General features: G+C 74.4%; 21 protein-coding genes and 1 tRNA gene. 7 read left to right on the top strand and 15 right to left on the bottom strand.

Annotated features, from left to right (window positions below):
* Nucleotides 1-79: 79 nt before the first annotated feature.
* Entirely contained in the window at nucleotides 80-274 is a 195-nt protein-coding gene (locus tag J0910_RS06310) for a hypothetical protein (RefSeq protein ID WP_420157580.1), read from the bottom strand.
* A 68-nt stretch (nucleotides 275-342) separates the two neighbouring features.
* A complete protein-coding gene (gene rsmA / locus J0910_RS06305; protein ID WP_420157579.1) occupies nucleotides 343-1260 on the bottom strand; it encodes a 16S rRNA (adenine(1518)-N(6)/adenine(1519)-N(6))-dimethyltransferase RsmA in 918 nt (305 codons plus the stop codon).
* Between the two features lie 343 nt (nucleotides 1261-1603).
* Here rsmA and J0910_RS06300 point away from each other — a divergent pair, with 343 nt between their 5' ends.
* Together J0910_RS06300 and J0910_RS06295 are read left to right on the top strand one after the other, a co-directional pair.
* Nucleotides 1604-2704 carry a CaiB/BaiF CoA transferase family protein gene (locus J0910_RS06300; RefSeq protein ID WP_420157578.1) on the top strand — a complete coding sequence of 367 codons (1101 nt, stop codon included), beginning with the start codon at nucleotides 1604-1606 and terminating at the stop codon, nucleotides 2702-2704.
* Nucleotides 2705-2727: 23 nt separating this feature from the next.
* On the top strand, nucleotides 2728-3030 hold the full coding sequence (locus J0910_RS06295; RefSeq protein ID WP_420157577.1) for a hypothetical protein: 303 nt from the start codon (nucleotides 2728-2730) through the stop codon (nucleotides 3028-3030).
* Nucleotides 3031-3055: 25 nt separating this feature from the next.
* Here J0910_RS06295 and J0910_RS06290 read toward each other — a convergent pair whose 3' ends face one another.
* Nucleotides 3056-3982, bottom strand: coding sequence for a TatD family hydrolase (locus J0910_RS06290; RefSeq protein WP_420157576.1), 927 nt, complete (start codon nucleotides 3980-3982; stop codon nucleotides 3056-3058).
* A gap of 121 nt (nucleotides 3983-4103) precedes the next feature.
* The gene (gene metG, locus J0910_RS06285; protein WP_420157575.1) at nucleotides 4104-5933 is read right to left on the bottom strand and encodes a methionine--tRNA ligase; all 1830 of its coding nucleotides are present in this window, start codon (nucleotides 5931-5933) and stop codon (nucleotides 4104-4106) included.
* A gap of 249 nt (nucleotides 5934-6182) precedes the next feature.
* Between metG and J0910_RS06280 the strand changes: the two genes are divergently transcribed.
* Together J0910_RS06280 and secD are read left to right on the top strand one after the other, a co-directional pair.
* Nucleotides 6183-6629, top strand: coding sequence for a hypothetical protein (locus J0910_RS06280; protein ID WP_420157574.1), 447 nt, complete (start codon nucleotides 6183-6185; stop codon nucleotides 6627-6629).
* A 61-nt stretch (nucleotides 6630-6690) separates the two neighbouring features.
* Complete coding sequence (gene secD / locus J0910_RS06275; RefSeq protein ID WP_420157573.1) at nucleotides 6691-9315, top strand: protein translocase subunit SecD; 2625 nt, start codon at nucleotides 6691-6693, stop codon at nucleotides 9313-9315.
* 262 nt (nucleotides 9316-9577) lie between these two features.
* On the opposite strand, the gene rsmI is transcribed toward secD, so the two are convergent.
* Nucleotides 9578-10459, bottom strand: a complete 882-nt coding sequence (gene rsmI / locus J0910_RS06270) for a 16S rRNA (cytidine(1402)-2'-O)-methyltransferase (RefSeq protein WP_420157572.1) — start codon at nucleotides 10457-10459, stop codon at nucleotides 9578-9580.
* A 100-nt stretch (nucleotides 10460-10559) separates the two neighbouring features.
* On the opposite strand from rsmI, the gene J0910_RS06265 reads away from it, so the two are divergent.
* On the top strand, nucleotides 10560-12419 hold the full coding sequence (locus tag J0910_RS06265; protein WP_420157571.1) for a dolichyl-phosphate-mannose--protein mannosyltransferase: 1860 nt from the start codon (nucleotides 10560-10562) through the stop codon (nucleotides 12417-12419).
* A 277-nt stretch (nucleotides 12420-12696) separates the two neighbouring features.
* The gene (locus J0910_RS06260) at nucleotides 12697-12900 is read left to right on the top strand and encodes a cold-shock protein (protein ID WP_420157570.1); all 204 of its coding nucleotides are present in this window, start codon (nucleotides 12697-12699) and stop codon (nucleotides 12898-12900) included.
* Between the two features lie 55 nt (nucleotides 12901-12955).
* Here J0910_RS06260 and J0910_RS06255 read toward each other — a convergent pair whose 3' ends face one another.
* On the bottom strand, nucleotides 12956-13804 hold the full coding sequence (locus J0910_RS06255) for an ion transporter (protein WP_420157569.1): 849 nt from the start codon (nucleotides 13802-13804) through the stop codon (nucleotides 12956-12958).
* A 185-nt stretch (nucleotides 13805-13989) separates the two neighbouring features.
* On the opposite strand from J0910_RS06255, the gene J0910_RS06250 reads away from it, so the two are divergent.
* Entirely contained in the window at nucleotides 13990-14307 is a 318-nt protein-coding gene (locus J0910_RS06250) for a sec-independent translocase (RefSeq protein ID WP_420157568.1), read from the top strand.
* A 22-nt stretch (nucleotides 14308-14329) separates the two neighbouring features.
* On the opposite strand, the gene J0910_RS06245 is transcribed toward J0910_RS06250, so the two are convergent.
* The 9 genes from J0910_RS06245 to galU form a co-directional block, all read right to left on the bottom strand.
* Nucleotides 14330-14917, bottom strand: coding sequence for a hypothetical protein (locus J0910_RS06245; protein WP_420157567.1), 588 nt, complete (start codon nucleotides 14915-14917; stop codon nucleotides 14330-14332).
* A 321-nt stretch (nucleotides 14918-15238) separates the two neighbouring features.
* Nucleotides 15239-15505: a hypothetical protein gene (locus tag J0910_RS06240; protein WP_420157566.1), complete on the bottom strand. Its 267-nt coding sequence runs from the start codon at nucleotides 15503-15505 to the stop codon at nucleotides 15239-15241.
* Between the two features lie 630 nt (nucleotides 15506-16135).
* A tRNA-Ala gene (locus tag J0910_RS06235) sits at nucleotides 16136-16209 on the bottom strand.
* Nucleotides 16210-16383: 174 nt separating this feature from the next.
* Entirely contained in the window at nucleotides 16384-17145 is a 762-nt protein-coding gene (gene sepX, locus J0910_RS06230; RefSeq protein ID WP_420157565.1) for a divisome protein SepX/GlpR, read from the bottom strand.
* Between the two features lie 434 nt (nucleotides 17146-17579).
* Nucleotides 17580-18212: a GNAT family N-acetyltransferase gene (locus J0910_RS06225; RefSeq protein ID WP_420157564.1), complete on the bottom strand. Its 633-nt coding sequence runs from the start codon at nucleotides 18210-18212 to the stop codon at nucleotides 17580-17582.
* 102 nt (nucleotides 18213-18314) lie between these two features.
* Nucleotides 18315-18827, bottom strand: a complete 513-nt coding sequence (locus tag J0910_RS06220; RefSeq protein ID WP_420157563.1) for a MogA/MoaB family molybdenum cofactor biosynthesis protein — start codon at nucleotides 18825-18827, stop codon at nucleotides 18315-18317.
* Nucleotides 18824-19333 (bottom strand): cyclic pyranopterin monophosphate synthase MoaC, encoded by a 510-nt coding sequence (gene moaC / locus J0910_RS06215; RefSeq protein ID WP_420157562.1) that lies wholly within the window; start codon nucleotides 19331-19333, stop codon nucleotides 18824-18826. The genes J0910_RS06220 and moaC overlap by 4 nt, the downstream gene beginning before the upstream one ends.
* Nucleotides 19334-19386: 53 nt before the next feature.
* On the bottom strand, nucleotides 19387-20604 hold the full coding sequence (gene glp, locus J0910_RS06210) for a molybdotransferase-like divisome protein Glp (RefSeq protein WP_420161902.1): 1218 nt from the start codon (nucleotides 20602-20604) through the stop codon (nucleotides 19387-19389).
* Nucleotides 20605-21148: 544 nt separating this feature from the next.
* Complete coding sequence (gene galU, locus J0910_RS06205) at nucleotides 21149-22072, bottom strand: UTP--glucose-1-phosphate uridylyltransferase GalU (RefSeq protein WP_420157561.1); 924 nt, start codon at nucleotides 22070-22072, stop codon at nucleotides 21149-21151.
* Between the last annotated feature and the right edge of the window lie 71 nt (nucleotides 22073-22143).

Below are 22143 nucleotides of genomic sequence, written 5' to 3'. Positions count from 1 at the left end.
GCGTGCGGAGGGGCCGCGGCCGACCGGCCGCGGCCCCTCCGCTCCGCCCCGCGCCCCTGCCGCGGCCGCCTCGCCGGGGTCATCCCCCGGCGGCGGTCTTCTTCCTCCCCGGGAGTCCGCGGTGGGAGAACGCCGCGCCGAAGCAGAGGGTGAGTGCGGCGCCCAGCAGGAGGTCGCCCGTGCTCGCGGCGATCCCCATGCCGACGGCCAGCCCGCAGGCCATGCCGAGGGTCCGGTCGGGGGCGGTGGAGGGGGAGGCGCTCTTCGTCGTCATGGCTTCATCCTCGCCGAGCAGGGGGCGGCCGGGTAGAAGCCGCCGTCACCGGGGGCCGATGACGGATGTCACCCGCCTCCGCCGTGCGGCCCGTGCTCGGCGATCCGGGCGAACTCGGCGATGCCCAGCGCCTCGCCCCGGGCGGACGGGTCGACGCCGGCCGCGCGCAGCGCCGCCTCGGCCGCGGCCGGGGAGCCGGCCCAGCGGGCCAGCGCGGTGCGCAGCGTCTTGCGGCGCTGCGCGAACGCGGCGTCGATCACCGCGAACACCTGCTTCCGGTCGGCGCCGGAGACCGGCTCCTCCCGGCGCTTCAGCTCGACCAGGCCGGAGTCGACGTTGGGCGCCGGCCAGAACACGTTCCGCCCGACCGCACCGGCCCGGCGCACCTCGGCGTACCAGGCCGCCTTGGCCGAGGGGACCCCGTAGATCCGGCCGCCGGGCGTCGCGGCCAGCCGGTCGGCCACCTCGGCCTGGACCATGACCAGGGCGGTGCGCAGCGACGGCAGCAGCTCCAGCAGGTGCAGCACGACCGGGACCGCCACGTTGTAGGGGAGGTTGGCGACGAGCGCGGTGGGCGGCGGGCCCGGGAGCTCGGTGACGCGCATCGCGTCGGCGGTGACCACCCGCAGCCGGTCGGCCAGGTCCGGGGCGTGCTCGGCCACGGTCCCGGGGAGCGCCTCGGCGAGCACCGGGTCGACCTCGACCGCGGTGACCCCGGCGACGTGCGGCAGCAGCGCCAGGGTCAGCGATCCCAGTCCGGGGCCGACCTCCAGCACGGTGTCGCCGGCGCCGACCCCGGAGACCCGGACGATCCGCCGCACCGTCCCGCCGTCGATGACGAAGTTCTGGCCGAGCGTCTTCGTCGGCCGGACGCCCAGCCGGTCGGCGAGCCTCCGCACGTCGGCGGGGGTGAGCAGGCGCGCGCCGCCGGCCTCCCCGGGGCCGGGGCCGGAAGCGGGATCAGGGGTGCTGCCAGAGTCGGTCACCCCGATATTTTGCCAGGCCGCCCCGGCCGCCGAAGCCGCACCGGGGACTCGCCCCGGCCGCACGCCCCCGAGCGGCCTCCGGTGAGAGGCGTCCGGGCGCGGCGCCCCACGGGGCGGGCGTTCAGACGGGCGGCGACGGCGGAGGCGGGGACCGGGGCGGGTGCCTCTCCCCACCGACCGGCCTCCCGGAGTGGAGCGGCCGGTACCGGTCTCCTCCGCGGCCGCTCCGCGGGAGCCCTCCGTTCCGCGGGAGCCGTTTCGGGCGGAGCGTGTCGGTGAGGGCGGGTGCGGCGGCACAATGGGAAACCGAACGGGGTTCGAGACGAGTGCTGGAGGTTGGTCGATGGGGCCGCTCAAGGGTGTACGGGTCGTCGAGTTCGCCGGGATCGGGCCGGGGCCGCTGGCCGCGATGCTCCTGGCCGACCTGGGGGCGAGCGTGATCCGGGTGGACCGCCCGCAGGCGGCCGACGCGGCGGCCGCCGGGGTCCCCGGCCACCTGGACCGGGGGCGGCCGGTCATCGGGGCCGACCTCAAGAGCGAGGCCGGGCTGGAGACCGCCAAGCGGCTCGTCTCCGCCGCCGACGTGCTGCTGGAGGGGTTCCGGCCCGGGGTGATGGAGCGGCGCGGGCTCGGCCCCGACGCGTGCGCCGCGATCAACCCGCGGCTGGTGTACGCGCGGATGACCGGGTGGGGGCAGGACGGGCCGCTCGCCCGGGTCGCGGGGCACGACATGAACTACATCTCGCTCAACGGCGCCCTGCACGGCATCGGCCGCCGCGGCGAGGCCCCGGTGCCGCCGCTCAACCTGGTCGGCGACTTCGGCGGCGGCACCATGCTGGTGGTGACCGGCATCCTCAGCGCCCTGGTGGAGCGGCAGTCCTCCGGCCTCGGCCAGGTCGTCGACGCCGCGATGGTGGACGGCAGCGCGTTCCTCATGTCGATGATCTACGAGCAGCGGGAGCGCGGCGGCTGGACCGACGAGCGCGGCGACAACTTCCTGGACACCGGCGCCCCCTGGTACGACGTCTACACCTGCGCCGACGGCCGGTACGTCTCGGTCGCCTGCATCGAACCGCAGTTCTACGCCCGGTTCCTGGAGGGCCTCGGGCTGTCCGGCGCCGACCTGCCGGAGCAGTGGGACAAGGGGCGCTGGCCGGAGCTGCGCGCCCGGTTCGCCGAGGTGCTGGCCGGCCGGACCCGGGACGAGTGGGCGGAGGTCTTCGGGGAGACCGACGCGTGCGTGCAGCCGGTGCTCTCCATGGCCGAGGCCGCCGACCACCCGCACATCGCCGCCCGCGGCACGGTCCGGCGCAGCGGCGGCTCGGTCTTCCCCGGCCCGGCGCCGCGGTTCGGCCGGACCCCGGGCACCGCCACCCGCGACCCGGAGCACCGGGCCCCCTCCCTGGAGGAGGCCCTCAAGGAGTGGGGCGTCGAGGAGGCGTAGCCGGACGGCGGAGGGAGCCGGGGATGTGGCTCGCGGAGTGCCCGTTCCCCTGGGACCAGGGGCTGGTCCGCCCGCTGGTGACCCGGGCGGGCGCGGTGGTGCTGATGTGCGACTCGTGCTCGGCGGTCTGGTGCCGCCCGGAGGACGTCGGCGCGGATCCGGACGGCCCGCATGCGCGGGAGCGGTACTCCGTGCCGTCGGCTCCGGGCTGGGAGACCGGGTGCGGGGCGGACGTGCGCCCCGGCACCGTCCGCTGGGCCCGGGAGGCCGACGTGGCGCGGGCCGGGTGGGCCGGCCTCCGGTGGCACCGGGACGGCACCGGGTGAGGGCGGCGCCCCGGGCCCCGGCCGCTCAGCCGTCCAGGCGGAAGGCGCGGCGGCCGTTCTCCGCGATCCGGGCGGCCAGCTCGTCCTCGCCGGCGCCGCGGGCCTCGGCGAGGGCGCGCAGGGTGTGCGGGATCAGGTAGGGGCCGTTGGGGCGGCCCCGGTAGGGCTTGGGGGTGAGGAACGGGGCGTCCGTCTCCACCAGGAGGAGCTCGGCGGGGGCGGCGGCCGCCGCGTCGCGCAGCCCCTGGGCGCTGGCGAAGGTGACGTTGCCGGCGAAGCTCATGTAGTAGCCGTGCTCGGCGCAGATCTTGGCCATCGCGGTGTCGCCGGAGAAGCAGTGGAAGACGACGGTCTCCGGGGCGCCCTCCTCGTCCAGGATGCGCAGCACGTCGTCGTGGGCCTCGCGGTCGTGGATCATCAGCGCCTTGCCGTGCCGCTTGGCCACCGCGATGTGCCGGCGGAACGAGTCCTGCTGGGCCCGGACGCCCTCGGAGCCGGTGCGGAAGTAGTCCAGGCCGGTCTCGCCGACCGCGCGGACCCGCGGCAGCGCGGCGAGCCGGTCGATCTCGGCGATCGCCTCGTCCAGCGCGGCGGCCCCGCCGGCCGGGCGGAGCCTGCCCGCCCAGTCGGTGTCGTCCACCTCCACCCCGGGGGCGCCGTCGCCGTGCACGATCCGCGGCGCCTCGTTGGGGTGCAGGGCGACCGCCGCGTAGACGGAGGGGTGCTCGGCGGCGGTCTCGGCGGCCCAGCGCGAGGAGGGCAGGTCGACGCCGACCTGGATCAGCGGGGTGACGCCGACCGCCTCGGCGGCCGCGATGACCTCGGCCGGGTCCGGCCCCTGCATGTCCATGTGGGTGTGGCTGTCGGCCACCGCGACGCGCAGCGGCTCGGGCGCGGGCGGCGGCGTCTCGGCGTTCCTGTTGCGCACCGCTTCGCCACTGCGCTTGCCCATGTCGTGCATCCCCTCGTGTCCCACTGCTCGTCTCGGCCCTGCCACGGGTGCGGCGGGCCGTTGAATGACAACGGCCCGCCGCCCGTGCTATTCCCGCGCCGCCCCGGAGGCGGCACCGGGGTCAGCCCGCTTCGCCCCCGGCCTCGCCCTCCAGCCGGGCCAGCTCCTCGTCCACCACGCTCTGGTCGAGCTTGGCGAAGAGCGGCACCGGGCGGGACAGCGGGGTGCCCGGGACGATCGGCACCGACCGCCAGGCGGCCTCGTCGGCGGCGTAGTCGCCGGTGATGACCGGGTAGGCGGAGACGCCGTCCTCGCCGCCGATGGAGTCGCGGGCCTCCTCGATGCGCGGCATGGCGGCCCACTGGCCGGCCCCGCCGAGCATCTCGTAGACCTTGTTGGAGGACTCCGGAAGGAACGGGGTGAGCAGCGTCTTGGCGTCGCTGACCAGCTGCAGCGCGACGTGCAGCACGGTCTCCATCCGGGCCGGGTCGGTCTTCTTCAGCGCCCACGGGGCCTGGTCGGAGATGTACTTGTTGGCCTCGGCGACGGTGCGCATCGCCTCCTGCAGCGCGGCCTTGAACCGGGAGGAGTCGAGGTGCTCGGCGACCGCGCCGAAGGCGGCCCGGGAGTGCTCCAGCACCCGCTGGTCCTCGTCGGTGAGCTCTCCGGCCTCGGGGACGGCGCCGATGTTCTTGGCCGCCATCGAAATGGACCGGTTGACCAGGTTGCCCCAGGCCGCGACGAGCTCGTCGTTGTTGCGGCGGACGAACTCGGCCCAGGTGAAGTCGGTGTCCTGGGTCTCCGGGCCGGCCGCGATGATGTAGTAGCGCAGCGCGTCGGCCGAGTAGCGCTCCAGGAAGTCGCGGACGTAGATGACCACCCGGCGCGAGGAGGAGAACTTGCGCCCCTCCATGGTGAGGAACTCGCTGGAGACCACCTCGGTGGGCAGGTTCATCCGGCCCAGGGAGCCGGTGTCGCCGCCGCGCTCGCCCTCCCCGTTGTAGCCGAGCAGCATCGCCGGCCAGATCTCGGAGTGGAAGACGATGTTGTCCTTGCCCATGAAGTAGTAGGCCTCGGCGTCCTCGGCCTGCCAGTAGCGGCGCCAGGCCTCCGGGTCGCCGGTGCGCTCGGCCCACTCGATGGCGGCGGACAGGTAGCCGATGACCGCGTCGAACCAGACGTAGAGCCGCTTGTTGGCCTGGTCGCTCCAGCCCTCCAGCGGGATCGGCACGCCCCAGTCCAGGTCCCGGCTGATCGCGCGGGGCTGCAGGTCGTCCAGGAGGTTCAGGGAGAACTTCAGGACGTTGGGCCGCCACTCGCCGGACTTGGACCGGAGCCAGTCGCCGAGGACCCCGGCGAAGGCCGGCAGGTCGAGCATGAAGTGCTCGGTGTCGACGAACTCGGGGGTCTCGCCGTTGATCCGGGAGCGCGGGCCGATCAGGTCGATCGGGTCGAGCTGGTTGCCGCAGTTGTCGCACTGGTCGCCGCGGGCCCCGCTGTACCCGCAGATCGGGCAGGTGCCCTCGATGTAGCGGTCGGGGAGGGTGCGGCCGGTGGACGGCGAGACCGCGCCCTTGGTGGTGTGCGCGAAGATGTAGCCGTTCTCGTAGAGCCCGGTGAACAGCTCCTGCACCACCCGGTAGTGGTTGCCGGTGGTGGTGCGGGTGAACAGGTCGTAGGAGAGGCCGAGGGCGACGAGGTCCTCGACGATGATCCTGTTGTAGCGGTCGGCCAGCTCGCGGGCGCTCACGCCCTCCTGGTCGGCCAGGACCTGGATCGGGGTGCCGTGCTCGTCGGTGCCGCTGACCATGAGCACGTCGTGGCCGCGCATTCGCTGGAAGCGCGCGAAGACGTCGGAGGGGACCCCGAACCCGGATACGTGCCCAATGTGGCGCGGCCCGTTGGTGTAGGGCCAGGCCACCGCGGTCAGGATGTGGCGTTTCGACGACATGCCACAAGACTAAAGGGGGCGGCGGTCGGCTTCGCACGGTTTTCCGCTCCCCGGGCGCCCCGGCGCACCGCCGCCCGCGGCCCTCGATCCGCCCCTCGTCGGAGGGGTCCCCGGCTCGGTAGGGTGGCGGAGAGGTCCGGGCCGAGCGGCCCCGCTCACGGAGCGCCGCACCGCCCCGCCGCCGCGGGAGCGGGCGTCCCGGTCCGCGCCGCGGACCGCGGCGCATGGCGATCCCAGGAGGCGAAGGCGGTGGTCCCCACGGTTTCCCGTGTGCTCGCCGCCGCCGTGGCGGCGGTGCTGCTGGTCCTCGGCGCCCCGCCGCCGCCCGGCGCACCCGCCGGGGCGGGGGCGCCGCACTCCGCCGCGCCGCCCGCGGAGGCCGCCGAAGGGGCGGCCGCGCACGAGCGCCCCCCGTGGTTCGGCTTCCTGACCGGCCCGCGCGGCCACGGGCTGCTGGTCCAGGCCGACCAGGGCGCCGCCGCGCTGCCGGCGGCCAAGGGCGGCCCGCGGGACCTGCCCGACGGGTACGCGCCGGACCGGCCGGTCCTCCCCGACCTCGGCGGATCGTGGCGGTCCGCCGCGCCGCCGGCGCGGCTGGACCCGCACGGCGATTCGGAGGCCGCGGAGCTGCCCATGGGGCGCGCGCCGCCCGGCGCCCCGCAGGGCCGCCCCGCCGCCGTACGGCCGCCCGGCTGAGCGCCGGGGCGCCGGCGGCCCGAACGCCGTTCCGTGATCCGCCACCGTGAGAGGTAGTCCATTGTCAACTCAACAGGGAGCGGGGGCGCGCTGGCTGCGCGGCATCATCTCCCTCGTCATCGTGCTCGGCGCGTTCGCCGCCGGGTGGTTCCTGCCGCCGAAGCTGGGGCTCGACCTCAGCGGCGGCACCCAGATCGTCCTGCAGACCCAGGACAGCGAGGACGGCAGCGTCGAGGCGAACGCCGAGAACACCGACAAGGTGATCGAGGTGCTCCGCCAGCGCATCGACTCGCTCGGCGTCTCCGAGGCGACCATGTCCCGGTCCGGTGAGGACCGGATCATCGTCGAGCTCCCGGGCGTCCAGGACCCGACCGAGGCCGCCGAGATCATCGGCCAGACGGCCCAGCTGACCGTGCACCGGGTGCTGGGCGCCGAGGCGCCCCAGGGCGGAATGGGCGGCATGCCCGGCATGGGCGGCATCCCGGGCATGGGCGGCGACAGCGCCAACCCGCCGGCCGACGAGGCCCGGGCCCCCTCCGACGGCAAGGACGAGGGCGGCGAAGGGAAGTCCGAGGAGGGCGGCGAGCAGCCCGCCGAGGGCCAGGGGGGCGGCACCCCGCCGGCTCCGGACACCTCGGCGCCGGACCCCGGCGAGATCAAGACGACCCTGCCCGATGAGCAGGGGCAGATGCTGCAGCTCGGCGCGACCGAGATCAAGGGCGACCAGATCTCCAGCGCCGAGGCGGTGCTGGACCAGGCGACCCGGCAGAACTGGCAGGTCAACGTCGAGTTCCGCGGTGACGGCCGGGACAAGTGGACCGAGGTCACCAAGGCGGCCTGCGAGGCCGACATGGGCACCCCGCAGCGGCGGATCGCGATCGTCCTGGACGACCAGATCATCTCCTCGCCGGAGGTGTCGGCGGACAGCTGCCCGGGCGGCCAGACCGGCGGGCGGACCACCATCACCGGCTCGTTCGACGACGAGAGCGCCAAGGAGCTGGCGGTGCTGATCGAGGGCGGCTCGCTGCCGCTGCCGGTCACCGAGATCCAGCGCCAGACCGTCGGCCCGACCCTGGGCGCCGACGCCATCAAGGCCAGCTTCATCGCGGGCGCCATCGGCATCGCGCTGACCGCGCTCTACATCACCGTCGCCTACCGCCTGGTCGGCTTCCTGGCCTCGATCGCGCTGGCCTGCTACACCCTGATCGCCTACGCGGCGCTGGTGGCGCTGGGGGCCACCCTCACCCTGCCGGGCCTGGCCGGCTTCGTGCTGGCCATCGGCATGGCGATCGACGCCAACGTGCTGATCTTCGAACGCGCCAGGGAGGAGTACCGGCAGCAGCAGAAGGTCTACGACGCCAACAAGTCGGCCGGCATGGCCGACGCCACCGAGGCGGAGGCCAAGCAGGCCGAGGCCGGGGTGCTGTCCCGGCGCCGGCGCCGGGCGATCCCGCCCAACCTGCAGAAGGCCTTCGTGTCCGGCACGCACAAGGCGTGGAGCGCGGTGCTGGACACCAACATCACCACGCTCATCGCGGCCGCGCTGCTGTTCTTCCTGGCCTCGGGCACGGTGCAGGGCTTCGGCGTCACGCTGGGCCTGGGCACCATCGCCTCGATGGTCTCCGCGCTGATCATCGCGCGGGTGCTGTGCGAGTGGGCGGTGCGCCGCGCGGTGGTGCGCAAGCACCCGGGGCTGAGCGGCATCTCCCGGTTCAGCAGGGTCCGGCAGTGGCTGCTGGACCACAGCCCGAACCTGATGCGGTTCGGCAAGGTCGGCCTGTCCGTGGCCGCGCTGGTCATCGTCGCCACCGTGGTCGGCATCGTGGTGCGCCCGCCCAACTTCGGCGTCGAGTTCACCGGCGGCCGGGTCATGGACTTCACCACCCAGGAGCAGATCAGCGTCACCGACGCCCGGCAGACGGTCGCCGAGGAGGGCGGCCAGCCCAGCGCGGTGGTGCAGGAGTCCGGCGACGGCGACATCGCGGTGCGCACCGGCCCGATCGACGACGCCGAGGCGCAGCAGGTGCAGGACGCGCTGGGCGAGGCGGCGGGCGGCGCCGAGCGGATCAGCGACGAGAACATCGGCCCGAGCCTCGGCGACGAGCTGCGCAACAAGGCGCTGCTCGCGCTGGTGGCCGCGCTGGTGCTGCAGATGATCTACCTGGCGTGGCGGTTCCGCTGGTCCTTCGGTGTCTCCGCGATGCTGTCCCTGGCGGTCACGCTCACCTCGGTCATCGGCCTGTTCGTCTGGCTGGGCAAGCCGATCGACGGCGTGTTCCTCGCCGCCCTGCTGAGCGTCATCGGCTTCGCGGTCAACGACACGGTGGTGGTGTTCGACCGGGTCAGGGACGAATGGGCGAAGGACTCCTCTTCGCCCTTCCGCAAGATCGCCAACCTGGCGGTGCTGAACACCGTGCCGCGAACCGTGAACACCACCATCGGCGGTGTGTTCATCCTGGCGGCGCTGACCCTGTTCGGCGGTTCCACGCTGCGCGACTTCTCCATCGCGATGCTGGTCGGCCTGGTGGTCGGGGTGTTCTCGACCGTCTTCGTGGCGGTGCCGCTGGCGGAGTGGATGCAGCGGTTCGACCGGACGCCGCCGCCGCACGTGGTCAAGGAGAAGAAGGCCAAGCAGCGCAAGGACCTGCGCACGGCCCGGGAGCAGAGCGACGGCGCGGTCGTCTGACCCGCCCGGCCCGCCCCGCCCGGGGCGGGCCCTGCACCCGGGGAGCCCCGGCCGGACGCCCGGCCGGGGCTCCCCCGCTCTCCGGGCCCCGGACCGCCGGCGGCGGGAGCCCGCCCGGCCCCGGGAGGCCCCGGAGCCTCAGAGACCGCCGGGTGTGCGAACGGTCGCCCGGAGTGTTCGGGCGCGGGCCGGCTGCACCGCGGGCGGGCGGAGAAGCGCCGGGCGGCCCCGCCGGGCGACCGGCCGGCCCCCCGGCGGCCTCTCAGTCCTCGCCGCCTCCGGCGGGCGCGGCGTGCACCAGGGCGTAGACCTCGCGCTTGGGCACGCCGGCCTCCTTGGCGACCTCCTGGATGGCCTGCTTGCGCGGGACGCCGGCGGCCTCGCGCTCGGCGACCGCGGCGGCCAGGTCCTCCGGGGTCCGGGCGGGGGCCGCCGCGGGCGCCCCGCCGACCACCACGCTGATCTCGCCCTTGACCGTGCCGCGGGCCCACTCGGCCAGCTCGCCCAGCGGGCCCCGGCGGACCTCCTCGTAGGTCTTGGTCAGCTCGCGGCAGACCGCCGCCGGGCGGTCGGCGCCGAACGCCTCGGCCATCGCCTCCAGGGTGCCGGCCAGCCGGTGCGGGCTCTCGAAGAAGACCATGGTGCGCCGCTCGGCGGCGAGCTCGGCGAAGTGCCGGACCCGCCCCTTGCGCGGCGGGAAGCCCTCGAAGCAGAACCGGTCCGTGGGCAGCCCGGAGAGGACCAGCGCGGTGGTCACCGCGGACGGCCCGGGGATCGCGGTGACCCGCACCCCGGCTCCGGCGCAGGCCGACACCAGCCGGTAGCCCGGGTCGGACACGCCCGGCATCCCGGCGTCGGTCACCAGCAGCACGTCGGCCCCCGCCTCCAGCTCCGCGAGGAGCTCGGCGGCGCGCCGCGCCTCATTGGCGTCGTAGTAGGAGACGATGCGCGCACCGTCCTCGCCGCCCGGGCGGATGCCCATCCGCGCGGCGAACTGGCGCAGCCTGCGGGTGTCCTCCGCGGCGATCAGCCGGGCCCCCTCGATCGCGGCCAGCAGCCGCGGCTGGGCGTCGTCGCCGTTGCCGATCGGGATCCCGGCCAGGATCAGCGTCCCGCTCCGCCCCTCACTCGCCCCCTCCGTCACACACCGCTCCCGTTGATAGACGCTACGGTTGGCACTACTCTCCGGCCGCCGGCTCCCCCACCCGCGGCCGCCCCGTCTCCGATCGACTATAAGAGCAGCGATGACCTCCACCGCACCGCCCTACAGAGCGGAGCACGCCGCCCCTCCCCCCGCCGCCGAGCCCGCGCGCCCGCACCTCCCGCCGATGCCGACCCCCGCATGGGCCGGATGGGCGGGCGCCGTACTGCTCGCGGTCTTCGCGGCCGTGCTCCGATTCGTCCGCCTCGGCGAACCCCCGTCGATCTACTTCGACGAGACCTACTACGCCAAAGACGCCTATTCCCTGCTCGAATTCGGCTACGAGCACGAGACCGTCGAGAACGCCGACGAACTGCTCGCCCGCGGCGGCCGCGACCTGTGGACCGGCGGGGCCGACTTCATCGTGCACCCGCCGATGGGCAAATGGATCATCGCCCTGGGCGACAGGCTGTGGGGGCTGACCCCGTTCGGCGACTCCATGACGCCCGAGGGGTGGCGGTTCGCCGCCGCCCTGTTCGGCGCGCTGTCGGTGCTGGTGCTGGTCCGGGTCGCGGTCCGGCTGACCCGCTCCTGGCTGCTGGGCTGCGCGGCGGGCCTGCTGCTCGCCCTGGACGGCCTGCACTTCACCATGAGCCGGATCGCCATGGTGGACGTCTTCCTGACGTTCTGGGTGCTGGCCGGGTTCGCCTGCCTGCTGGTGGACCGGGACCGGATGCGCGAGCGGCTGCTGGCCGACCCCGCCGCGGCCTGGCTGGGGATGCGCTGGTGGCGGCTGGCCGCCGGGCTCTGCTTCGGCATGGCGGTGGCCACCAAGTGGAACGCGCTCTTCTTCATCGCCGCGTTCGGGCTGCTCACCGTGGCGTGGGACTTCGGGGCGCGGCGCAGCGCCGGGCAGCGCGGCGACGGGGGAGGCCGCTGGTCGTCGATCCTCACCGGCCGCGCCCCCGAGGGCGGGGCGGCCGCCGCCCGGGAGGCGCTGCTGCGGGTGCGCACCGCGGCGCTGCTGGTGCTGTGCGCGCTGGTCGGCGCGGCCCTCGCCGTACTGGTCCGGGCGGCGCTGGGCACCGGCCCGGCGGTGGTGGCCGCCCTGCTGCTGGTGCTCTCCGGTGCGGGGCTGGCCTTCGCGCTCCGCCGGAGCCTGCTGTTCCGGTGCTGGCTGCTGTTCGACGCGGTGCCGGCGTTCCTGCAGACCGTGGTGGTCGCCGCCGGGGTGTACCTGGCCTCCTGGGCCGGCTGGTTCGCCTCCTCCGGCGGCTACGCCCGGAACTACGCGGAGGGGAACCCGTCGCCCGCGCTGGAGCGGCTGCCGGACTGGCTGTCCGGGCCGATCGACGCGGTGCGCGGGCTGGTCTTCTACCACGCGCAGATGATGCAGTTCCACAACACCCTGGACGCGCCGCACGACTACGCGTCCAAGCCGTGGGAGTGGATCGTGATGCGCACGCCGGTGGCGTTCTTCTACGAGGGCGACCAGACCGGGTGCGGCGCCGCCAAGTGCTCCTCGGCGATCCTGGCGATCGGCACCCCGGCGCTGTGGTGGCTGTCGGTGCTCGCGCTGGCGGTGATGGCCGGCTGGTGGCTGGTCTACCGGGACTGGCGGGCCGGCGCGGTGCTGGTGGCGGTCGCCGCCGGGTGGCTCCCCTGGTTCGCCTACCCGGACCGGACCATGTTCGTCTTCTACGCGCTGCCGTTCCTGCCGTTCCTGGTCCTGGCGGTGGTGCTGGCGCTGGGACTGGCGATGGGCGACGACGAGTCCGGCCCGGAGTACCTGCCCGGGCGGCGGATCTTCGGCGGGATCGTGTTCGGCGTGGTGATGCTGCTGGTGATCATCAACTTCGCCTACATGTACCCGGTGCTCAGCGCCGAGCAGCTGCCTTATCCGGCATGGCGGGAGCGGATGTGGTTCGAAACCTGGATCTTCGGCAGCGGCGGCGGGGGATGACCCCCGCGGCCCCTTCGGACCGCCGGAAACAAGGCCCGGCGGGCGGGTGAAATTCCACTTTTCCTTCGCGTGATTTTCATACGGAAAGGTCTCGGCATCCCGGATGTCGGCTGGTAGTCTCGACCACTGGTTGCGGTTGTGGTTTCACGGATGCTTCGGCGCCTCGCGGAACTTCACGCGGGCGCTGGTCGTTCGGGGCGTTGGCTCTCGGGACGGGCGCTCGGCAACCCGGGACCAGCAGGGTGCGGTCCCGTTGTAGTCCCCAAAGGGAGAGCAAATGGCTCAGGGCACCGTGAAGTGGTTCAACTCTGAGAAGGGTTTCGGGTTCATCGCCGTTGACGGCGGCGGCCCGGACGTGTTCGTTCACTACTCGGCGATCGCGGGTACCGGCTTCCGGAACCTGGAAGAGAACCAGTCGGTCGAGTTCGAGATCACCCAGGGCCCGAAGGGGCCGCAGGCTTCCAATGTGCGGTCCGTCTGACGGCTGCTGATTCCGATTCTCGGCCCTTCGCCCGTTCTCCGGGCGGAGGGCTGTTTCACTTTCCGGGGGCGCTCCCTCCGGCCCCGGGCCCCCCGCCGAGGTCGGCCACCTGCCGGCTCAGCCGCTCCACCTGTTCGGAGAGGGCCTCCAGCCGGGCCATCACCACGTCGTGCTGCTCCTGCTCCAGCTCCTGGTCCTCCTGCCAGCGCTGGGACTCCACCTCCTCCTCCAACGCGGTGACGATCACCCCGATGACCAGGTTGAGCAGGATGAACGCGGTCACCACGATGTAGCCGACGAAGAAGACCGCGGCCCAGGGGTGCCGATCGGTCACCGACTCGGCGATGTCCGGCCAGTTCTCCGTGGTCAGCACCGTGAACATGGTGTACAGCGAGGTGTGCAGGTCGCCGAAGTAGTGCGGGGAAGCGTCGTGGAACAGCTTCTCGGCCAGCACCGCGGCGGTGTAGACGGTGATCAGCAGCAGCCCGATGACCGTGCTCATCCCCGGCACCGAGCGGAACAGCGCCCCGATGATCTGCCGCATCTGCGGGACGGCGCTGACCAGGCGGAGGATGCGGAGGATGCGGAGCAGCCGGAGCACCGAGAATCCCGCGGAGGAGGGCACCAGGGCGATGCCCACCACGATCGCGTCGAACCAGTTCCACGGGTCGCGGAAGAAGGACCGCCCCTGGGCGTAGACTTTGAGCGCCAGCTCCGCGGCGAACAGCCCGACGAAGACGGCCTCGGTGACCGAGAACACCTCGGGGGCGGCGGTGAACAGGGCCTCGTAGGTCTCCAGCCCCAGCGAGGCCGCGTTGAGCAGGATGAGGGCGATCACCCCGTTGCGGAACCATCCCGATTCGACGATCCGCAGGGCCCGCTCGCGCATCGTCGGCTCCGGCACCGTGCTCCTCCCCGCCCGCCTCCCGCCCGTGCGGCGGGGTGGGCATACCGGACAACATTAGCCCGCTGCGCTCCCCGGCCGCCCTCCCGGACCGGGGGCGGTCCGCTGTGCCGGGCTCCCCGGAGAGCGGTTAACCTGTTTGCTGGTACCGGCAGGTGAGGCCGGGGGCCGAGGGAAGGAAGGGCATGTTCAACATCGGCGGTGGGGAGTTCGTCCTCCTCGGTGTACTCGCTCTCCTGCTCTTCGGCCCGGAGCAGCTCCCCAAGGCCGCGCAGCAGGTCGGGCGGGTCCTCCGCCAGCTGCGCAGAATGGCCGACAGCGCCAAGGACGACCTGCGCGAGGGGCTCGGCCCCGACTTCAAGGACTTCGACGTCCAGGACCTCAACCCCAAGCGCTTCGTGCAGAAGCACTTCTGGGAGGCCGAGGAGGACGAGGACGGGGACCGGCGCCCCGCCTCCCAGCTGAACGGCAAGCGGCCCCCGTTCGACGACGAGGCCACCTGACCGGGAATCCTCCGGCCGCCCCTCAGCCGAACAGCATCACCAGGAAGAGGAAGAGGCCGGCCACCGCCACCGAGCCGGCGATGATCGCCGGCGAGCCGAACAGCGCGATCAGCAGTTCGGCGAGGAGGGTCCCTCCGACCGCGGCCGCCGGCCACACCCAGCGCGGCGACGGCTCCCAGCCGTTGCGCTCCTCGCGCCCGGCGGCGATCAGCCCGGCCGCGGCCACCCCGCCCCAGAACAGCAGGTGCAGCGCGGCCCGCCAGCCGGACGAGATGTAGTCCGCCGACCCTCCGGTGACCATGATGAACAGCACCGTCACCGCGATCAGGCGGCCGTGCCCGCCGCCGCGCACCGCCGGGATGGGCTTGCGGCGCGCCCGGGTGGACCGCCGGAACGGCTCCCCCGCGGCCCGGGGCTCCTCCTCTTCGGCGGGGGCGCCCGCAGGGGCGGGGGGCTGCGCGGGCGGCCGCGGCGGGCCGTGCAGGTAGCCGGGGTCCGGCGCCTGGTAGCCGCCGGGGGCGGCCTCCCCTTCGGGGTATTCGGCGCCGCGCGGGAACTGCGGACGCCGGGGGTGCTGCGGCCCGGGTGCGGCCTCCGGGTGCTCGGGCACGCCGTTCCTCCCTCGACCGGTCGGTGGTCCGCGGCGCCCGGAGGCCCGGGGCCCTTCGCGTCGGAGGCCCCGGCGGCCGCCGGCCGCGGAACCCCCGTCCACCGGTCTTCTACCCCCGGCCCGGCGCCGGAAATCCATTACCGGAAACGGGTCGGGGCCCTGACCGGTCTTTCCCCGGTCAGGGCCCCTTTCTCCGCGCCGCCGGGCCGGATCGCTTTCCGGCTCGGCGGTTCTTCTTCTCGGGGAGCGGCCGGTCCGCCTTTACGGCCTCCGCCGGTTGGCCGTACCTCGCGGTCCGCGCGCTCCGCTATCGGTGTTCCGTTACTCGATGGCCGAGACGACGTCCTCGGCGATGGCGATGGAGGTCTCGGTCAGCCCGTCGGCGCTCCACCAGCTCCAGCCGCCGCTCCACCAGCTCCAGCCGCCTGCCCACCAGCTCCAGCCGCTCGCCTGCCAGCTCCAGCCGGCGGAGTGGGCGGTGGCCCCGGCCTCCGAGGCGGCGGGACCGGAATCGGCCGAGGCCGGGAGCGCGGCACCCATGGCGACCGCGCCGGCAATGGCCGCGGTCACGAACAACTTCTTCAGCACAACGCACCTTTCGCTCGTCTGGTCGTCCATCCCCGTTCAATAAGATGACCTATCGGTCACAGTGCGCACAAGGCCCAGAAGCAAATATTAATGATGATCTAAGGCCTATTTCCGCCCATGTAGTAGAAAAGTACGACACAGTAGGCAGTCTCGTGCGCACCGCTGAATTTCGTCACACATAAAGGCGTGACCTGCACATACTCCCGATCACCCGGCCGGACCCAAGAGTTCCCCAAGGCGAACCCGCCCCTTCCGAACACGGTTACGAATGGACCGGGCAGGTGAATTGTTCGGACCGGCGGGGTGAATTCGGCACGCACCACGAACTTACCGTATCCACCAGGTTAAAGTGGGCACCTCACAGGGAAAGACGACCCGCTCACGGCACATGAGCGTACGAGCCCGCACTCGCCGCTCATTGTCCCCGGCAGGAACCCGGGGTGCACGCCGACACGCGAATTCCCCGCCCTGCCCGGGGCGGTCGGGGCTGAACGCGGAGCGGACCGCGGCGCGTGCGGGAAAGGCGCGGCGGAACGGCCGCGGCCCGGCGGGCGCCCCCCGGCCCCTTCCGGAGAACCCCGGGAAACGCAGAAGGCCGGCCCCGGAGCGGGACCGGCCTTCTGCTTCAGGTGGAGCTGAGGGGATTCGAACCCCTGACCCCCTCGATGCGAACGAGGTGCGCTACCGGACTGCGCTACAGCCCCTGAAGACGTTCTAAACTCTAGCAGCTCCGCAGAGGTGCTCTGAACGGCTCTGCGCCCGGCCGCCATCGGGCGGCCGCTCCCCTGCGGCACCGGCCGGGGGAGGGGGCGGGGTGCCGGAGAGCGCCTCCCCTCCGCACCCTGGAGGGCGGACCGGAGGGCGGCCCCGCCGCGTCCTCAGTCCCCGACCGCGCGCTGGTGGGCGTCGGTGTACTGGTCGTAGACCTCCTGGCCGCGCGGGGCGGGCAGGTCGACGACGTCGGCGCCGCGCTCCTCCTCGGCCCGGCGGGCGGCCTCCTCCCGGCGGGCGCGGCGCAGCTCGGCGCGGCGCTGCTCCTCCAGGGCGGCGCGGCGCTCCGCGTCGGCCTTGGCCGCCTCGCGCAGCAGCACCAGGTGGCCGCCGAAGAGCAGGACCGGCGGCACCAGCACCCACCAGGGGCCCAGGTCGAGCGCGACGGCGACCGCGGTGGCCGCCAGCAGGCCGCCCAGGCCGGACGTGCGGCGGCGGCGCCGGGCGATGACCCGGGCCCGGGAGACCGAGGGCGCGGCCGGCCGCGGGCAGGGCTCCTCCTCCAGGGGGCCGTCGGGGTCCTCCCCCGGGTCGGTGAACGGGTCGAAGGGGTCAAAGCCGTCGCCGCCGGCGGCCGGCTCCCGGCCGGCCCCGTCCCGGTAGGCCGGCGCGGGGCCGCCGCCCCCATCGGCCCCGGGGCCCGGCAGGTACTCGTCGTAGTCGGCGTCATCGGCGCCGCCCGGGTACCCCTCCGCGCGGGCGTCGCCGTCCTCCTCGCCGTCCTCATCGGGGCCGGGGTCCGCGGCCCGGGGGTCGCTGCGGTCCAGGGCGGCGGGGTCGGGGTCGGCGGCGTCCCGCCGGAGCAGCATCGGGACCAGGACGACCAGCCACACCACGACAATGGCCAAGTACAAGGCTGAGCTGTTCATCGCCCCTCCTCGCACCACCGGCCATCGGACATTCCCGGACGCCCCTCGAACCCGGCCCTCCGGCGACGGCGGCCGGAGTGCGGCTGCGGTCCGGTTCCCCGGTCCCGCCTCACGGCCCGGCGGCCGCGCCTCTCAGCGGTCCGCGTCCCATGCGCCGTGCTCCATGCGCCGTATGCACGTGTTGCCGACATCCCTGATGCGTCTACGTTCCGCACGGTACGACCGAGTGTCCGTAAATGCGCGGTATTCGGGCCGGAGTGTCGTGAGATTGCAGTCTTCCTCTTCTTGCACCGGCCTTCTCCGCCAGGGGCGCGGCGGGGCTCGGCGGGACCCGGCCCGCCCCGCCCGGAGGCGCCGACCGTACGACGGTACCGTGCGCCCGGGCGGGCGGCGGCTATGTCGCGAAGACCGGGGCGCCGACCGGGGATCCAGGGTCAGGAACGGCCCTCCGCGGCGCTTCCGTCGCGGTGCGCCCGCCACCGCCGGAGCAGTCCGCCGGGGACGTCCTCGGTGGTCAGCGCGTAGCAGATGTGGTCGCGCCAGGCCCCGTCGATGTGCAGCTGGCGCTTGCGCACGCCCTCCTCGCGGAAGCCGAGCTTCTCCGCGACACGGCGGCTGGCGGCGTTCTCCGGGCGGATGTTCGCCTCGATCCGGTGCAGGCCGACGACGAAGAAGGCGTGGTCGACGGCGAGCGCGACCGCGGTGGGGGTGGCGCCCCTGCCCGCGCGGGCCCGGTCGATCCAGTAGCCGACCTGCGCGGAGCGGGCCGAGCCCCAGACGACGGCGCTGATCGTCAGCTGGCCGGCGAACTCCCCGCCCACGGTGATCGCCCACGGCATGGACAGGCCGTGCCGGGCCTCCCGCCGGATGGCCTGGAGCATGGCCACGTACGGGGTGAGCGAGGAGGAGCGCAGCGGCATCTCCGGGTAGGTCGGCTCCCAGGGGCGCAGCCAGTCGGCGTTGCGCAGGCGGGTCTCGCGCAGCGCCCGCGCGTCGCGGACGCGGAGCGGGCGCAGGCCGACCTCCCCTTCCTCCAGGGTGACCGGCCAACCGCGTATCCGGTTCACTTCCGTGCTCTCCTCCGGTTCCGCCCGAGCGCCTCTCCACGCCTTTTCGGGCGGCTCACCCCAGTATTCCACCACCGCCGGACGCGGGCATCCGGCGGCGGGTCAGTGGTCGCCGCCGCGCATCTGCTCGATCGCGTGCACCAGCACCGGGGCCAGCACCTCCATGCCGTCCCGGACGCCGCCGCGCGACCCCGGGAGGTTGACCACGAGCATCCGGTGGCCGTCCCGCTCGGCGATGCCGGCCAGCCCCCGGGAGAGGACCGCGGAGGGGACGCCCTTCTCCCGCCCGCGGGCGCGCAGCGCCTCGGGGATGCCGGGGATCTCGCAGGCCAGCAGCGGCCGGGTGGCCTCCGGGGTGGCGTCGGTGGGCGTCAGGCCGGTCCCCCCGGTGGTCAGGGCGGCGTCGTAGCCGGCCTCCAGCGCGCGGCGGAGCGCCTCGGCCACCGGTTCGCCGTCCGGCACCACCCAGGGGCCGTCGGGGCGCAGCCCGGCCCCGCGCAGCGCCTCGGCGAGGACCGGGCCGGAGCGGTCCGGGTACACCCCGGCGGAGGCGCGGTTGGAGACGGTGATGACGACGGCGCTCGGCGCGCCGCCGCCCGGTTCCCCGGCGGTCACGCGCCCTCCCCGCGGCCGGCCCCGGAGCGCGTCCAGTGGCCGGTCTTGCCGCCGGTCTTCTCCTCGACCCGGACGTCGGTGACGACGGCCTCCGGGTCGATCGCCTTGACCATGTCGACCAGGCCCAGGGCCGCGGTCATCACGCAGGTCAGCGCCTCCATCTCCACGCCGGTGCGGTCCGCGGTGCGCACCGTGGCGGTGATCGCGACGTCCTCCTCCCGCACGGTGAGCTCCACGTCGGCGCCGTGCACCGCGATCGGGTGGCAGAGCGGGACCAGGTCGGGGGTGCGCTTGGCGCCCTGGATGCCGGCGATCCGGGCCACGGCGAGCGCGTCGCCCTTGGGCACGGTGCCGCCGCGCAGGGCCTCGATCACCTCGGCGGAGACCAGCACCCGGCCGGTGGCGGTCGCGGTGCGGGCGGTGACCTCCTTGGCGGTGACGTCGACCATGCGGGCGCGGCCCGCGGAGTCGAGGTGGCTGAACCCGGAGGGGTGGGGTGTGGACATGGCTGCGCTGCGCTCTCCTGCTTCGGGACGGTCGGGTCCGACTGTAGCCGCCGTCACGGCCGGGGCAGCAGGACGACCTCGGCCTCGGCGCCGGCGGGCAGCTCGGTCGGCTCCTCGGGGACCACGGCCAGGGCGTTGATCTCGGCGAGCGCGCCCAGCTGGTGGGAGGCCTGCCGGGCGACCGGGGTGGCGACCGCGCCGCCCTGCACCCGGTCCAGCACGACGCGGCGGTAGGAGCGCCGGCCGGGGGGCGAGGCCACGCTCTCGGTCAGCCGGGCGCGGACGGTGGGCAGCGGCTCCGGCGGCAGCCCGCGCATCCGCTGCAGCGCGGGGCGGACCAGGATCTGGAAGGAGACGAACGCGCTGACCGGGTTGCCGGGCAGGGTGACGATCGGGGTGGCGTCCTCGCCGATCGTGCCGTACCCCTGCGGCTTGCCGGGCTCCATGGCGACCTTCTCGAAGTGGACCGTGTCCAGCCGGGAGAGCTCCTCCTTGACCACGTCGTAGGCGCCCATGCTGACGCCGCCGGTGGTGATCACGATGTCGGCCTGGACCAGGACGTCCTCCAGGGCGGCCATGACCGCGCCGGGCTCGTCGCCGACGAAGGCGTGCCGGTAGCCGGCGCAGCCCGCGTCGATGGCGGCGGCGGTGAGCATGTAGCCGTTGGACTCCCAGATCTGGCCGGGGCCGATCGGGTCGCCCGGCTCGACCAGCTCCTCGCCGGTGGCCAGGACGACCACCCGGGGCTTGGGGCGGACCGGCGCGGCGCGGCGGCCGATCGCGGCGAGCACGCCGATCTCGGCGGCGCCGATCCGGGCGCCCTCGCGCAGCACCAGGTCGCCCTTGAGCACGTCGCCGCCCTCCGGGCGGACCGCGTCGCCGACCGCGGCCGGCCGGTGGACGGCCACCTCGGCCTGGCCGCCGTCGGTCCACTCCACCGGCACCACCGCGTCGGCGCCGGAGGGCATCGGCGCCCCGGTCATGATCCGGGCGCAGTGCCCGGACAGGACGGTGTGCGCGGAGGAGTCGCCGGCGGCGATGTCGGCGGCGACCGGCAGCCGCACCGGGGCGTCCTCCCGGGCCGCGGCGACGTCGGCGGCGTGCACCGCGTAGCCGTCCATCGCGGAGTTGTCGAAGCGCGGCAGCGACACGGCGGAGTACACGTCCTCGGCGAGCACCGCGCCGTGCGCCCGCTGCAGGTCGAGCTCGATGGGGGCGACCGGGCGGACCACCCCGAGGATGTCCGCGATGTGCTGCTCGACGCTCTTCACCATGCACCTCCGAGGAACCCCTGGGCCCGCCTCCGGGGCGGGCGGCCGCCGGCCGCACCCGGCGCGGCCCGGGCGGCACCGGCCGCCCCGGCCATCATCCCGGCCCCCGCAGGCCGGTACAACCGGACTCTCCCACAAGGCCGCGCCCTCCCGTCCGCGCCGCGCTCGGAGGCGCGGACGAGGGCGGAGACGGCCGCCCGGCGGGTCCGGCCGCGGTCCGGGGAAGCGGCGGTCCAGGGACCGAGACGGCCACGCCCCCCTGGAGGGAGCCCCGCGAGGGGGGCGGTGGCGGGCCGTGCGCGGCCCGGCCCCAGGGGCGGGGCGGGCGGCCGGGCGGGGAATCCCGGGGCGGCCGCACCGGGCGATCACCCGCATCCCCGGCGGCCTCTCAGAAGATCGTCGATGGGAGATTCCACCACCGGGGCGGTGATCTTGGCGTTGCGGGGCCGTCAGAGCGCTCTGATACCCCCGCAACGCCAAGGTCATCGCAGAGGAGGGGCGGGGCCGGGCTCTTCGGCGGCCGCCGGCCCGGCCGGCGCGCCGCTCAGCCGCCGTCGGGCAGTTCGCGGGCGAAGTCGCGGAGCCAGGGCACGAAGTCGTCGGCCAGGTCCGGGCGGGCGCAGGCGAACTCGACGACGGTGCGCAGGTAGTCGGCCTTGTTGCCGGTGTCGTAGCGCTGGCCGCGGAAGAGCACGCCGTGCACCGGGCCGCCCTCGTCGGGTTTGCGGCGGGCGAGCTCGCGCAGCGCGTCGGTCAGCTGGATCTCCCCGCCGCGGCCGGGCGGGGTGTCGCGCAGCACGTCGAACACCTCGGGGGCGCACACGTAGCGGCCGATCACCGCCCACCGGCTGGGCGCCGCCTCCGCCGCGGGCTTCTCCACCAGGTCGGTGACGCGGACGACGTCGCCGTCGGCGGTCGGCTCGATCGCGGCGCAGCCATACAGCGACACCTGCTCCGGCTCGACCTCCATCAGCGCGACGACGCTGCCGCCCCGCTCGGCCTGCACTTCGAGCATCCGGTTGAGCAGCGCCTCCCGCTCGCCGATGAGGTCGTCGCCGAGCAGCACCGCGAACGGCTCGTCGCCGACGTGCGCGGCGGCGCACAGCACCGCGTGGCCGAGCCCGCGCGGCTCGCCCTGGCGGACGTAGTGCACCTGGGCGAGCTCGCTGGGGGCGCGCACCCCGCGCAGGCGCTCCTCGTCGCCCTTGGCCCGGAGCGCCTCCTCCAGCTCGTAGGCCCGGTCGAAGTGGTCCTCGATGGAGCGCTTGTTCCGGCCGGTGATCATCAGGACGTCGCCGAGGCCGGCGCCGACCGCCTCCTCGACCACGTACTGGATCGCGGGCTTGTCGACGATCGGGAGCATCTCCTTGGGCGTGGCCTTGGTCGCCGGCAGGAAGCGCGTTCCCAGGCCAGCGGCGGGCACGACGGCCTTGGTGATCCCGGACGGGGAGTGTCGCTTATCCATCATGAGCGAACTCTAGGGCACCTCGGCGCCGCCTCTGCGCCGCCGCGCGTGGGCTGACCTGGGCGTCTCCCCGT

The sequence above is a fragment of the Nocardiopsis oceanisediminis genome, from assembly GCF_048595525.1.
Classification (GTDB): domain Bacteria; phylum Actinomycetota; class Actinomycetes; order Streptosporangiales; family Streptosporangiaceae; genus Nocardiopsis_A; species Nocardiopsis_A oceanisediminis.
This window is presented reverse-complemented; position numbering and strand designations above follow the sequence as displayed.

Coding starts and splice junctions, on each gene's coding strand:
- moaC (WP_420157562.1), bottom strand. CDS start 19,333: ATGTCCACACCCCACCCCTCCGGGTTCAGCCACCTCGACTCCGCGGGC.
- metG (WP_420157575.1), bottom strand. CDS start 5,933: ATGTCGTCGAAACGCCACATCCTGACCGCGGTGGCCTGGCCCTACACC.
- galU (WP_420157561.1), bottom strand. CDS start 22,072: ATGATGGATAAGCGACACTCCCCGTCCGGGATCACCAAGGCCGTCGTG.
- J0910_RS06250 (WP_420157568.1), top strand. CDS start 13,990: ATGTTCAACATCGGCGGTGGGGAGTTCGTCCTCCTCGGTGTACTCGCT.
- J0910_RS06260 (WP_420157570.1), top strand. CDS start 12,697: ATGGCTCAGGGCACCGTGAAGTGGTTCAACTCTGAGAAGGGTTTCGGG.
- J0910_RS06300 (WP_420157578.1), top strand. CDS start 1,604: ATGGGGCCGCTCAAGGGTGTACGGGTCGTCGAGTTCGCCGGGATCGGG.
- J0910_RS06295 (WP_420157577.1), top strand. CDS start 2,728: ATGTGGCTCGCGGAGTGCCCGTTCCCCTGGGACCAGGGGCTGGTCCGC.
- J0910_RS06265 (WP_420157571.1), top strand. CDS start 10,560: ATGACCTCCACCGCACCGCCCTACAGAGCGGAGCACGCCGCCCCTCCC.
- J0910_RS06310 (WP_420157580.1), bottom strand. CDS start 274: ATGACGACGAAGAGCGCCTCCCCCTCCACCGCCCCCGACCGGACCCTC.
- sepX (WP_420157565.1), bottom strand. CDS start 17,145: ATGAACAGCTCAGCCTTGTACTTGGCCATTGTCGTGGTGTGGCTGGTC.
- J0910_RS06290 (WP_420157576.1), bottom strand. CDS start 3,982: ATGGGCAAGCGCAGTGGCGAAGCGGTGCGCAACAGGAACGCCGAGACG.